The sequence below is a fragment of the Streptomyces sp. NPDC048349 genome (assembly GCF_040651925.1).
Taxonomy (GTDB): domain Bacteria; phylum Actinomycetota; class Actinomycetes; order Streptomycetales; family Streptomycetaceae; genus Streptomyces.
Map to the genome: position 1 here is coordinate 1 of NZ_JBEZLA010000013.1, position 12,771 is coordinate 12,771.

At 73.3% G+C, this 12,771-nt stretch carries 10 protein-coding genes and 1 pseudogene; 5 read left to right on the plus strand and 6 right to left on the minus strand.

Features of this window, described 5'->3' with window-relative positions; genetic code table 11:
* The first annotated feature begins 175 nt into the window (after positions 1-175).
* The gene (locus tag AB0D44_RS10025; RefSeq protein ID WP_362587212.1) at positions 176-1,210 is read left to right on the plus strand and encodes a DUF916 domain-containing protein; all 1,035 of its coding nucleotides are present in this window, start codon (positions 176-178) and stop codon (positions 1,208-1,210) included.
* 84 nt (positions 1,211-1,294) lie between these two features.
* Here the strand turns inward: AB0D44_RS10025 and AB0D44_RS10030 are convergent, their stop codons facing one another.
* Genes AB0D44_RS10030 through iolC form a run of 4 tightly spaced genes read right to left on the minus strand, consistent with a single transcriptional unit; the run spans position 1,295 to position 6,785 of the window.
* Positions 1,295-2,794, minus strand: coding sequence for a CoA-acylating methylmalonate-semialdehyde dehydrogenase (locus AB0D44_RS10030; protein ID WP_362587215.1), 1,500 nt, complete (start codon positions 2,792-2,794; stop codon positions 1,295-1,297).
* A gap of 13 nt (positions 2,795-2,807) precedes the next feature.
* A complete protein-coding gene (iolD, locus tag AB0D44_RS10035; RefSeq protein WP_362587218.1) occupies positions 2,808-4,676 on the minus strand; it encodes a 3D-(3,5/4)-trihydroxycyclohexane-1,2-dione acylhydrolase (decyclizing) in 1,869 nt (622 codons plus the stop codon).
* Complete coding sequence (iolB, locus tag AB0D44_RS10040; RefSeq protein ID WP_362587221.1) at positions 4,673-5,794, minus strand: 5-deoxy-glucuronate isomerase; 1,122 nt, start codon at positions 5,792-5,794, stop codon at positions 4,673-4,675. Before iolB ends, iolD begins: the two co-directional genes overlap by 4 nt.
* A gap of 7 nt (positions 5,795-5,801) precedes the next feature.
* On the minus strand, positions 5,802-6,785 hold the full coding sequence (gene iolC / locus AB0D44_RS10045) for a 5-dehydro-2-deoxygluconokinase (protein WP_362587224.1): 984 nt from the start codon (positions 6,783-6,785) through the stop codon (positions 5,802-5,804).
* Positions 6,786-6,829: 44 nt separating this feature from the next.
* On the opposite strand from iolC, the gene AB0D44_RS10050 reads away from it, so the two are divergent.
* The 3 genes from AB0D44_RS10050 to AB0D44_RS10060 all read left to right on the plus strand — a co-directional run bounded on the left by AB0D44_RS10050 (position 6,830) and on the right by AB0D44_RS10060 (position 9,384).
* Positions 6,830-7,744, plus strand: a complete 915-nt coding sequence (locus AB0D44_RS10050; protein WP_362587227.1) for a sugar phosphate isomerase/epimerase — start codon at positions 6,830-6,832, stop codon at positions 7,742-7,744.
* A gap of 17 nt (positions 7,745-7,761) precedes the next feature.
* On the plus strand, positions 7,762-8,772 hold the full coding sequence (locus AB0D44_RS10055; protein WP_362587230.1) for a Gfo/Idh/MocA family oxidoreductase: 1,011 nt from the start codon (positions 7,762-7,764) through the stop codon (positions 8,770-8,772).
* A 411-nt stretch (positions 8,773-9,183) separates the two neighbouring features.
* On the plus strand, positions 9,184-9,384 hold the full coding sequence (locus tag AB0D44_RS10060) for a MerR family transcriptional regulator (RefSeq protein WP_362587232.1): 201 nt from the start codon (positions 9,184-9,186) through the stop codon (positions 9,382-9,384).
* 63 nt (positions 9,385-9,447) lie between these two features.
* On the opposite strand, the gene AB0D44_RS10065 is transcribed toward AB0D44_RS10060, so the two are convergent.
* Positions 9,448-11,679, minus strand: a complete 2,232-nt coding sequence (locus tag AB0D44_RS10065) for an MMPL family transporter (RefSeq protein ID WP_362587235.1) — start codon at positions 11,677-11,679, stop codon at positions 9,448-9,450.
* Positions 11,680-11,810: 131 nt separating this feature from the next.
* Here AB0D44_RS10065 and AB0D44_RS10070 point away from each other — a divergent pair, with 131 nt between their 5' ends.
* Positions 11,811-12,470, plus strand: a complete 660-nt coding sequence (locus AB0D44_RS10070) for a TetR/AcrR family transcriptional regulator (RefSeq protein WP_362587238.1) — start codon at positions 11,811-11,813, stop codon at positions 12,468-12,470.
* Here AB0D44_RS10070 and AB0D44_RS10075 read toward each other — a convergent pair.
* Positions 12,431-12,677: pseudogene (locus AB0D44_RS10075) on the minus strand (hypothetical protein); the annotation flags it as partial. The gene AB0D44_RS10070 and the pseudogene AB0D44_RS10075 overlap by 40 nt on opposite strands.
* Between the last annotated feature and the right edge of the window lie 94 nt (positions 12,678-12,771).

The following is a 12,771-nucleotide window of genomic DNA, read 5'->3' on the forward strand; positions in this document are numbered from 1 at the left end:
GACCCGGTGGGTGCGCGCGAGCCCGGCGGCGGCGCAGGCGCCCCACACCATGGAGGTGGGCCCCCCGCCCGGCCGCCGCCCCCCCGGCGGGGGGCCCGCCGGGCCCCCGGGGGGGTGCGGCGCTGGAGCGCCGCACCGCCCCTTCCCCTCTCCGCGCCGACTGGAGACCCCACCCATGCGCCTGCGCACCCGCACCTCTCCGTACGGTCTGCTCGCCGGCCTGCTGCTGGGCGCGGGCCTGCTCCTCCCGGCCGCCCCCGCCACGGCGGCGGACAACGGCACGTGGGGGGTCTTCCCCACGCCCGCGGCCGGTGCGGCAATGACCGACCGCGCGTACTTCTTCCACCAGGGCGCGGCCGGAACCACCGTCCAGGACAGTGCGACGATCCTGAACACCTCGGACAAGGACCTGACGTTCCAGGTCTTCGCCACCGACGCGGTGAACACCCCGGCGGGCGGCGCCTTCGCCCTCCTGCCGGCGGAGACCGAGCCCAAGGACATCGGAACCTGGATCGCGCTGCCGCCCGAGACGGCGACCACCGTGACCGTGCCGGCCAAGGGCCGCAAGGACGTCCCGTTCACGGTGAAGGTGCCCGCGGACGCGACGCCCGGCGACCACGTGGGCGGGATCGTGGCCCTGAACACCGCCGTGGAGGGCGTGCAGCAGGAGGGCAAGGTCCGGGTCGGGGTGAAGCGTTCGGTGGGCGCCCGGCTGTACTTCCGGGTGCCGGGCCCGGTCACCCCGGGCCTCAGCGTCGAGGACGTGCACGTCACCCGCTCCGCGCCGCTGCTGCCCTGGGTCAAGAAGGCCCGCGCCACGGTCTCGTACGCCCTGGTGAACCGGGGCAACGTGGTCGTCGAGCCGAAGGTGGCGGTCTCCGCCGAGGGCCTGTTCGGCCGCGAGGTGCTCGGCATCCCGGCCCGCGAGCTGAAGCTGACCCTCCTGCCCGGCCAGCGGATCGAACTGACCGAGGCCTGGCCGGACGCCCCCCAGCTGGACCGGGTGACGCTCACCGTCACGGCCGGCGCCGCGGCCCACCCCGACCTCGCCTCGCAGGCCTCGACGGACTTCACCGCCGTGCCGTGGCCCGCCGTCGGCGCGGCCCTGGTCCTGGCGGGCGCGGCCACCGCGGTGTGGACCTTGCGCCGCCGCCGTGCGTCCGCCGAGCAGCAGCCGGACCCCGCCCCGGACCTGGCCGGCACCCGCTGACCGCAGGCCGCCCCCGGGAAACGGCAGGAGCCCCCGGCCCGTGAGGGTGGCCGGGGGCACTCGCGTCTCGGGTGGCGCCGGGCGTCAGTGGTTGCGGGGGAAGCCCAGGTCCACGCCCGCCGGGGCTTCCGAGGGGTCCGGCCAGCGGGTCGTGACGACCTTGCCACGGGTGTAGAAGTGGATGCCGTCGTTGCCGTAGATGTGGTGGTCGCCGAAGAGCGAGTCCTTCCACCCGCCGAAGGAGTGGTAGCCCACCGGCACCGGGATCGGGACGTTGACGCCGACCATGCCCGCCTGGATCTCGAGCTGGAAGCGGCGGGCCGCGCCTCCGTCGCGGGTGAAGATCGCGGTGCCGTTGCCGAACGGCGAGGCGTTGATGAGGGCCACGCCCTCCTCGTAGGTCTCGGTGCGCAGCACGCACAGCACCGGGCCGAAGATCTCGTCGCGGTAGGCGTCGGAGTCGGTCTTCACGTTGTCGAGCAGGGACAGGCCGATCCAGTGGCCGTTCTCGTTGCCCTCGACCGTGTAGCCGGTGCCGTCGAGGACCACGTCGGCGCCCTGGGCGGCCGCGCCCTTGACGTACGAGGCGACCTTGTCGCGGTGGGCGGCCGTGATCAGCGGGCCCATCTCGGAGGTCGGGTCGTTGCCGGGGCCGATCTTGATCTTCTCGGCGCGCTCGCGGATCTTCTCGACGAGGGTGTCGGCGATGGAGCCGACGGCCACGACGGCGGAGATCGCCATGCAGCGCTCACCGGCCGAGCCGTAGGCGGCGGAGACCGCCGCGTCGGCGGCCGCGTCCAGGTCGGCGTCCGGGAGCACCAGCATGTGGTTCTTGGCGCCGCCCAGGGCCTGGACGCGCTTGCCGTTCGCGGAGGCGGTGGCGTGGATGTGGCGGGCGATCGGGGTCGAGCCCACGAAGGAGACGGCCGCGATGTCGGGGTGGGCCAGCAGGGCGTCCACCGCGACCTTGTCGCCGTGCACGACGTTGAGCACGCCGGCCGGCAGACCGGCCTCGCTCATCAGCTCGGCGAGCTTGTTGGAGGCGGAGGGGTCCTTCTCACTGGGCTTGAGGATGAAGGTGTTTCCGCAGGCCACGGCCAGCGGGAACATCCACATCGGCACCATCGCCGGGAAGTTGAAGGGGGTGATGCCCGCGACCACGCCCAGCGGCTGGCGGATCGCCGCGACGTCGACGCGGTGGGAGACCGAGGTCGACAGCTCGCCCTTGAGCTGCGTGGTGATCCCGCAGGCCAGTTCGACGATCTCCAGGCCGCGCGCGACCTCGCCCAGCGCGTCCGAGTGCACCTTGCCGTGCTCGGCGGTGATCAGCTCGGCGATGGCGTCGCGGTTGGCGTCCAGGAGGGCGCGGTAGGCGAACAGCACCTTGGTACGGGCGGCCAGCGAGGACTGGCCCCAGGTCAGATACGCCTCCTTGGCGACCTGCACCGCCGCGTCGACCTCGTCGGCCGAGGCGAGCGCGACCTGCGTGGTGACCTCGCCGGTGGCCGGGTCGGTGACCGGGCCGTAGTTGCCCGACGCGCCCTCGACGGTCTTGCCACCGATCCAGTGGTTGACGGTCTTCATGTGCCTTGCTCCTTCACAGATGGCGACGTCGCTGCGCGGCTTGCCGGTCGTACTCTTCACGGGCCGCGGCCGCCGCCTTGCGGGTCGCGGTCTCGGCCACAGGAACATCCCACCACGCTTGTGCGGGGGGTGGGCCCGACACAGTGTCGGGCGTTCGGGTCTGTGTGTAGACACATGTGGGACGGCTCGCCGAGCGGGCCTCGGCGAGGGCTTCACGCAGGTCACGTACGGTCCGGGCGCGAATCACAGCCATCCCCAGGGAGGCCGCGTTGGCGGCGATGTCGACCGGGAGGGGCTCCCCCGTGTACGCGGCGTCGGGCCCCCGGAAGCGGTAGGCCGTGCCGAAGCCCTCGCCTCCCACCGCCCCCGACAGACCACCGATGGAGGCGTAGCCCTGGTTGTCGAGGACGACCATCTTCAGCGGGACGCCCTCCTGGACGGCCGTGACGATCTCGGTCGGGTTCATCAGGTACGTGCCGTCGCCGACCAGCGCCCACACCGGCCGGCCGGGGGCGGCGAGCGCGACCCCGATCGCGGCCGGGATCTCGTAGCCCATGCAGGAGTAGCCGTACTCCACGTGGTACTGGTCCGCCGAGCGGGGCCGCCACAGCTTGTGCAGGTCGCCGGGGAGCGAGCCGGCCGCGTTGATCAGGATGTCGGTGTCGTCGACGAGGGCGTCGAGCAGTCCGAGGACCTGGGCCTGGGTGGGCGGCAGGTCCTCCTCGGGGGTGGCGTAGGCCAGGTCGACGCGGGCCTCCCAGTCCGTCTTGCGCTGCCCGTACGCCGCCTCGTACGCGGGGTCCACCCGGTGACCGGCGAGCGCCGTCCGGAGCTCGTCGAGCCCCTCGCGCGCGTCGGCGACCAGGGGCAGGGCGGCGAGCTTGTGGGCGTCGTACGGGTCGAGGTTGAGGCCAATAAACCGGACGGTCGGGTTCCGAAAGAGGGTCGCGGAGGCCGTGGTGAAGTCGGTCAGCCGGGTCCCGGCGGCGATGACGAGGTCGGCCTCCCGGGCCAGGTGGTCGGCGGTCGCGGTGCCCGTGTGCCCGATCCCGCCGACGTCGGCGGGGTGGTCGTGGCGCAGCACGCCCTTGCCGGCCTGCGTGGTAGCCACGGGGATCGCGGTGGCCGCGGCGAACTGCGCCAGGGCCGCCTGGGCCTCGCTGTGCCGGATCCCGCCGCCCGCGACGATCAGCGGGCGCGCGGCCGACCGTACGGCCAGGGCTGCAGCGGTCAGCTCGGCGCGGTCGGGCCGGGGCCGGCGCACGCCCCACACCCGCTCGGCGAAGAACTCCTCGGGCCAGTCGTACGCCTCCGCCTGCACGTCCTGCGGCAGCGCGAGGGTGACGGCCCCGGTCTGGACGGGGTCGGTGAGGACGCGCATGGCCTGGAGGGCCGCCGGGATCAGGGCCTCGGGGCGGGTGATCCGGTCGAAGTGGCGCGAGACGGGCCGCAGGGCGTCGTTGACGGAGAGGTCCCCCGCATACGGGACCTCCAGTTGCTGGAGCACGGGGTCGGCGGGCCGGGTGGCGAAGGTGTCGCCGGGCAGCAGGAGCACCGGGATCCGGTTGATCGTGGCGAGGGCGGCGCCGGTGACGAGGTTGGTGGCGCCGGGCCCGATGGAGGTGGTCACGGCGTGTGTGGACAGCCGCCCGCTCTGGCGGGCGTACCCGACGGCGGCGTGCACCATGGCCTGCTCGTTGCGTCCCTGGAGGAAGGGCATGGCCCGGGGGCCGGTCTCCAGGAGGGCCTGGCCGATGCCGGCCACGTTCCCGTGCCCGAAGATCCCCCAGGTGGCCGCGACGAACCGGTGGCGGCGGCCGTCGCGTTCGGTGTACTGGCGGGCGAGGAAGGCGATCAGGGCCTGTGCGACGGTGAGTTTCATCGGGGTGCCTCCGTCTGTGGGCCCGTCCGAGGGTCGTGCCGCGGGTCGTTCTCGAGGTCGTGCCGCGGGTCGTTCTGCGGGTCGTCCTGCGGGTCGTCCTGCGGGTCGTCCTGCGGGTCGTCCTGTGAATAGGGGAGCCGGGGGTCTACGGCCTGCCCCGGCCAGGTGGCGCGGATCCAGCCGTGGTCGGGGTGGTCCCGGATCAGCCACTCGCGGGTGGCGCCCGGACCCGCCATCACGTTGAGGTAGTACATGTCGTGCCCGGGGGCGGCGATGGAGGGCCCGTGCCAGCCGTCCGGGATGAGCACGGCATCGCCCGTCCGCACCTCGGCGAGGACGTCGGTCTTCCCGGCGGGAGAAGGGGTGACGCGCTGGTAGCCGAACCCGGGGGTGTCCCCGTGCGGGGCGATCTCGAAGTAGTAGATCTCCTCGAGCCGGGACTCCTCGCCCGGGTGGTGCTCGTCGTGCTTGTGGGGCGGGTAGGAGGACCAGTTTCCGCCGGGGGTGAGCACCTCGACGGCGATCAGCCGGTCGCACGCGAAGCCGTCCGGGCCGGCGGCGGCGAAGTTGTTCACCTGCCGGGAGCACTGGCCGGCGCCGCGCAGCTCCACGGGCACGTCCGCGGCGGGGCCGTACCGGGGCGGAAGCCGCTGCTCGCAGCGTGCCCCTGCGAGGGCGAAGCGGCCGCCGGTGGCGGAGGTGACCTCCGCGTGGCCGTCGCGGGGCAAGTACGCGAAGTCGGTGGCCCCGCGGAACACCCCGGCCCGGCCGCGCAGCGCGAAGACCTGCGGCGCCACTGCGTGGGCTCCGCCGCCCCCGGACCCCCGCGCCTCGAACGCCGGCGAGGCTGACACGACCCGGCCCGGACCGCCCTGCGGCCCCGCACCACCCGGTGGCCCGGACAGCCCGGCGGACATCCCGGACCCCGCCACCGCGCGAGACCCCGAACCACCTTCCGGCCCCGCCGGCGCTTGAGGCGCGGGGCTCGGGGCAGCGTCACGGAAGTGGACCTCGCAGCCTCCCGAGAGCGGGAGGACGATCCACTCCGCGTCTCCGCACCCGTGCGCGTACACCTCACCCGGCTCCAGCTCGAGGACGACCAGCCTCGTCCAGGTCATCCCCCACTCAGAGACCACCGGCACGGCCCACCACCTCCTCGACCTCGTCGGAGAACGGCATCGCCGAAGCGCACGCCAGCCGCGAAGCCACGATCGCCCCCGCCGCGTTCGCGTACCGCACGACCGTCGCCAGGTCCCACCCCGCGAGCAGGCCGTGGCACAGCGCGCCCCCGAACGCGTCCCCGGCGCCCAGCCCGTTGACCACCTGGACCGGCACTGGCGGGACCTCCGCCACCGTCCCGTCGCGGTGGACCGCCAGGACCCCCTCCGGCCCCCGCTTGACCACCGCCAGTTCCACCCCGGCGGCGAGCAGCGCCCGCGCCGCCGCGTACGGCTCCGACTCGCCGGTGGCGATCGCGCACTCCTCGGTGTTGCCGACGGCAACCGTCGCCAGGGCCAGCGCCCGCTCGTAGTACGGCCCGGGCTTCTCCCGCCACAGCATCGGCCGCCAGTCCAGGTCGAACACGGTGGTTCCGGGCGAGGTACGGGCCTCCAGCGCGGCCAGCGTGGCCGCGCGGCTCGGCTCCTCGCTCAGGCCGGTTCCCGTCATCCAGAACACCCGGGCCTCCCGGATCGCCCCCAGGTCCAGTTCCTCCGCCGCGATCTCCAGATCGGGGGCCTTGGGCAGCCGGTAGAAGTACAAGGGGAAGCGGTCGGGCGGGAAGATCTCGCAGAAGGTGATCGGCGTGGGGTGGTCGGCGACCTCGGCCACCCACCGCCCGTCGACCCCGAACCCCCGCAGCTCGGAACGCAGGTACGCGCCGAACGGGTCCGCACCGGTGCGGCTGATGAGGGCCACGCGCCGGCCCAACCGGGCGGCCGCGACCGCCACGTTCGCCGGGGAGCCCCCCAGGAACTTGCCGAAGGTGTCCGCTTCCTCCAGTGGTACGCCGGTCGTCAGCGGGTAGAGATCCACCCCGATCCGACCCATCGTGATCAGGTCGAACGCCAACCCGTCGCCGCTCACCGTCAGTCCTCCCGCTGGTCCCACGGTCTTCACCGTCCCTTCGAGCCTCGCACCCTAAGGTGGCCGCTATGACGTCCTCCCCGCCCGCGTTGACACGTATCCGCGTCGGTTCGGCTCCGGACTCCTGGGGTGTCTGGTTTCCCGACGACCCGGCGCAGACCCCCTGGGAGCGGTTCCTCGACGAGGTCGCCGACGCCGGGTACGAATGGATCGAACTCGGCCCCTACGGCTACCTGCCCACCGATCCCGCGCGACTCGCCGAGGAAACGGCCAAGCGCGGGCTGCGGGTCTCGGCCGGCACCGTCTTCACCGGACTCCATCACGGGCCCGCCGTGTGGGAGGACACCTGGGCGCACGTGTCGCGGATCGCGGCGCTCAGCCAGGCCGTGGGCGCGGCCCATCTCGTGGTCATCCCCTCCTTCTGGCGGGACGACAAGACGGGCGAGGTGCTGGAGGACCGCACCCTCACCCCGTCGCAATGGCGCGAACTGGCCTCCCAGACCGAGCGGCTGGGGCGGGAGGTGCGGGATCGCTACGGCCTGCGGATCGTGGTCCACCCCCATGCCGACACGCACATCGACACCCCTGAGAACGTGGCGCGGTTCCTGGACGCGACCGACCCCGCCCTCGTGTCCCTCTGCCTGGACACCGGGCACTACGCGTACTGCGGGGGCGACAGCGTCCAGGCCATCGAGACCTTCTCCGAGCGGATCGGCTACCTGCACCTGAAGCAGGTGGACCCGCGGATCCTCGCCGAAGTGGCGGCGGAGCAGCTGCCGTTCGGCCCGGCCGTGGGCCGAGGGGTGATGTGCGAACCGCCGTCGGGGGTGCCCGCGCTGGAACCGGTGCTGGCGGCGGCCCAGCGCCTGGGCGTGGACCTGTTCGCCATCGTGGAACAGGACATGTACCCCTGCGAGCCCGACCGGCCGCTGCCCATCGCCCGCCGCACCCGCGCCTACCTGCGCTCCTGCGGCGCCCGCTGAACTCGGAGGAACACGACATGAGCACGCTCGGCATCGCCGTCATCGGCACGGGGAAGATGGGCGCCGACCACATCCGCCGGATCGGGCGGACCGTCGGCGGGGCCCGGGTGGTGGCGGTGGCCGACCCGGACGGGGACCGGGTCAAGGAGGTCGCGCGCGGCCTGGACGGCGCCGTCGCACACACCGACCCGGCGGCCGCGATAGCCGCGCCCGGGGTGGAGGCCGTACTGATCGCCTCCCCCGGTCCCGCCCACGAGGAGGCGATCGGGCCGGCCCTGGAGCGGGGGCTGCCCGTGCTGTGCGAGAAGCCGCTGACGCCCGATCCGGCGGGGGCGCTGCGCATCATGGCGGCCGAACAGCGTCTGGGGCGGCGTCTGGTGCAGGTGGGGTTCATGCGCCGGTACGACGCCGAGTACGAGCGGCTGAAGGAGCTGCTGGACGCGGGCGGGATCGGGCGTCCGCTGTTCCTGCACTGCCGGCACCGCAATGCGGCCTCGCCGTCGTTCTTCACCAGCGACATGCTGATCAGCGATTCCGTCGTGCACGAGGTGGACGCGGCCCGCTGGCTGCTGGGGCAGGAGATCACCGCGGTGTCCGTGCTGTCCCCCACTCCTTCCTCGGCGGCTCCCGAGGGGCTGCGCGATCCCCGGCTGGTGCTGCTGGAGACCTCCGGCGGGGCCGTGGTGGACGTGGAGATCTTCGTCAACTGCGGCTTCGGCTACCAGGTGCAGTGCGAGGCGGTCGGCGAGTCCGGCAGTGCCCGGATCGGCGACGGTCACGCGATGGTGGTGCAGTCGGGGGGCCGGTGGGGCGGGGAGATCGACCAGGACTTCACGGTGCGCTTCGCCGACGCCTACGACCGCCAACTGCGGCGCTGGGTGGCCGCGGCCGCGCGGGGCGGGGTGGCCGGGCCGGACGCGTGGGACGGCTACGCGGCCGCCGCCGTCTCGGAGGCGGGCCTCGCGGCCGCCCGCACCGGCGTCCGGACCCCGGTGACCCTGGTGGACCGGCCACCCCTCTACCGCTGAGCCCACCCCCCGCCCGGCACCGCGCGGGTCAGCCTTGCCACCCCTACTACCGCTGGGTCCCCCTCGACACCCCACCGGTCAGCCCGGCCACCCCGCGCCCTGCACCGACGAGCCCTGGCACCGCCGGCCCAGCCCCCGAGCAGGCCCCACCACCGATCAAGCCGAGCCCCTTCGAGCCCCCTTCGCCGCCGTACCGCTTGTTCACCCCTGTGCCGCATCTGTCACTGGAGTCGCCTTCCTGTCACGCATGTCCGCACTACGCGCGTTTTCCGTCACAGGCGTTCGACAGCCCCTCCCCTGTCCTCCCCTCCCGTCGTTCCCCGGGCACAACCGAGTGATCGTCAGTGTCCACGTGCCGGCTCCCCCGACGGCCTCCCGGCCGGCGCCGCGGCGTGGACAAGGAGGTGCGTCATGAGCGACCGACAGCTGTGGTCGTACAAGGAGATCGCTGCCCACATCCGGGTGCAGCCCGACACGGTGCGCTCCTATCGGAAGCACGGCCTGCTGCCGACGCCCGACCATGTGGAGGGCGGCAAGCCCTACTGGTACGCCGACACCATCCGCGCCTGGGTGGCCCGGCGCCCCGGCAACCGGGGGCGCCGAGAGGACTGACCCGTCCGCTGTTGCCGGACGGGGCCGCCCCCCTCAACCCCGTCCCGCTCCCCACCGATCCGGCTACGCCGCCCCGGCCGGCACCTTCTCCGGTTCCGGTTCAACCGCCGGCGGCAGGGACTCCCCCTCGCTCAGCCCGAACCTCTCGTGCAGCCTGCGCAGCGGGCGCGGTGCCCACCAGGTGGCCTTGCCGGTCAGCTTCATGACCGCCGGGACCAGGAGGCTGCGTACGACCATGGCGTCCATCAGGACCGCCAGCGCGATCCCGAGCCCCAGCATCTTGGTGTTGGTCACCCGCGAGGTGCCGATGGCCACCATCACCACGGCCAGGATCACGGCCGCCGCGGTGATCAGCCCGCCGGTGCGGGCCAGTCCGGTCCGCACCGCCCCCTCGTGGTCGCCGGTCCGGTCGTACTCCTCCTTGATCCGGGATATGAGGAACACCCCGTAGTCCATGGAGAGTCCGAAGGCGATGCAGAACATCAGCACCGGCAGGGTGGTCTCGATGTCGCCGGTGGAGGTGAAGGCGAGCAGTCCGGAGAGGTTGCCGTCCTGGAAGACCCACACCACCGCCCCGAACATCGCGGTCAGGCTGAGGGCGTTGAGCAGGACTGCCTGCACCGGTATGAGCAGGCTGCCGGTGAGCAGGAACACCAGCAGCAGCGTGGCGAGCACCACCAGGGCCAGCGCCACGGGCAGTTTCCCGGCTATCGCCTTCTGGGCGTCAACGAGCACGGCCGCCTCTCCGGTCACCGAAGTCGGGAAGCCGGCTTCCACCTTCCGCACCTCACCGACCAGGTCCTGGGCCTGCTGCCCCACCGCCTCGCCCTCGGCGGTGATCGAGAAGTAGGCGTACCGCGCGGGGTGCGCGGAGGTCACCGGGCCGTCGACCCGGACCACCCCCGGCAGGGCTGCCAGCCGCTCCCGGTAGGCGGCGAGTTCGGTGGATCCGGCCGCGTCCTCGGTGAGGACGGTGATCCCGCCGCCGGGGCTGCCCGGGAAGGCGTCCCGGATCTGCTGCTGGACCACATGCGACTCCGCGGTCTTCGGCAGCTGCCGGTCGTCCACGGTGCCGAACTTCACTCCGAGGAAGGGCAGTCCGAGGAGCAGCAGCCCCGCCGTCGTGGCCACCGCGAACACCGGGGCCCGGCGCATCACCAGACGAGCCGCCCGCGCCCAGCCCCGCCCCGCTTCCGCCGGGGCGCCGGCCGGACGCCCGCGCCGCCACATCCGCCGCAGGTCCAGGGAGTTGACCCGCTCGCCGAGCAGCACCAGGGCGGCCGGCAGCAGGATCAGCGCGGCCGCTGCGGCGAGCAGGACCACCGCCACCCCGGCGTAGGCGAAGGAGCGCAGGAAGTACATCGGGAAGAACAGCATCGCCGAGAGCGAGACCGCGACGGTCAGCGCCGAGAACAGCACGGTGCGCCCGGCGGTGCGCAGGGTGGCCCCGACGGCGGCCACCGGGTCCCGCCCGGCGGCGAGCTCCTCGCGGAACCTGCGGACGATGAACAGCGCGTAGTCGATGGCGAGCCCGAGTCCGAGCGCGGTCGTCAGGTTCTGGGCGAAGACGGAGACCTCGGTGAACTCGGTGAGGCCGCGCAGCACCGCGTTGGTGCCGAGGATGGCCACGATGCCGACGCCCAGGGGCAGCAGGGCGGCGACGGCACTGCCGAAGACGAGGACGAGCAGGACGAGGGTGACCGGCAGGGCGATCACCTCGGCGCGCAGCAGGTCCTCCTGGATGGTGGCGGTCACCTCGCGCTGGACCGCGGCCGGCCCGCCCAGGGAGACCCGCACCGGCCCGTGCTCGCCCCGGTAGCGCGGGGCGATCCGCTCCAGCACCTCGGTGGCGGTCTTCTCGTCGCCCAGGACGCGGGCCGCGATGAGGGCCTGCCGGCCGTCCTGGGAACGCAGGGCGGGCAGCCGAGTGCGCCAGTACGAGCCGACGCCGACGACCCCCTGCTCGGCGGTGAGCTGCTCCGCCAGCCGCTCCGCTTCGGCCGCGACGGCGGGATCGTCCACCCCGGTGGTCCCGGGGCCGGAGTCGACGAGCAGCAGCAGGTTGGGCTGGGAGGCCGGGAACTCGCGCTCGAGGGCCTTGGTGGCATAGGTGGACCGGGCGCCCGGGTCCTCCCAGCCGCCGCTGCCCATCCGTTCGGCGGCGCCGCCGCCCGCGAACACGGCCAGTGCCGTGACCACGAGGGCGAGCAGCAGTGAGAGCCGCGGCCGGGCGGTGACGAACCGGGTCCACCTGCCGCTCTCCCCGGGCGACGGCGGATTCTTGACTTCGGACATGACTCGGTGTCCCCTTCACCGTGATTGCCAGGCCGAATAGACTGGCAAACACGAGCAGTCGCTCGCGTTTCTTCAGAATGCGAGCGACCTCTCGCGTTTGTCAATCACCCACAGGAAGCGAGGGATGGGACATGCCGGGGACTCCCAGGGGCAAAACAACTGAAACCGGCGAAACCACCGCGCCGCGCCGCCGCCAGGCACGGGGCGAGCGCCGGGTGTCCCAGCTCCTGGCGGCCGCCGCCGGCGTGTTCTGCCGCACCGGCTACGCCGCGGCCAGCACCAACGCCATCGCCCGCGAGGCCGGGGTGTCGCCGGGCACGCTCTACCAGTTCTTCCCGAACAAGGAGGCCATCGCGGTCGAGCTCGGCGGCCAGCTGCTCCAGCGCGCCCATGAGACGCACGGCCAGGCCTTCCTGCCCGAGAACCTCCAGCGGCCCCTGCCCGAGCTACTGGACGCCGTACTGGACCCGGTCATCGCCTTCAACTGCGAGAACCCGGCCTTCTGGGCGCTCATGCACGGCTCCGGCATCCCCGGCGCCGTGAACAAGGAGCACGAAGAGCTGCACTCCGGCCTGCTCACCCGGGTCGAGGGCGTGCTGCACACCTTCAACCCGCAGGCTACGCCCGCGGAGCTGACCCACATCTCGAACATGATCCTGGGCATCTTCAAGTCCTCGCTGGACCTGATCCTGGCCCACGAAGGCGCCGAACGCGCCGCGTACATCGCCGAGCTGAAGGCCGTGCTGCTGCGCTACCTCGAGCCCATGGTCACCACGACCGACTCCCCCTGACCCGCTCCGCGCGCCGCCCTCGCGCGCGCCCGCGCGCGGGCCGGTCCCGCGCGGGCCGGCCCCCGGCCCCCGGCCCGCAGCCGCAGCCCCGCCAGCGGGAACACCAGCACGGACAGCATCCCGGCGCCCACCAACGCCGCCGCCTCCCCGGACGCCACCTGTCCGGCGTCGGCGCGACCGCGTGGTGATCGCGACCACCAGCGGCAGCTGGGCAGCCGGCGCGAGATGCCGTGGGCGAGCGGGGGCGCGAGCACGCCGACGGCCACGATCAGGACGAAGGCCCCGGTGATCCATACGAGCC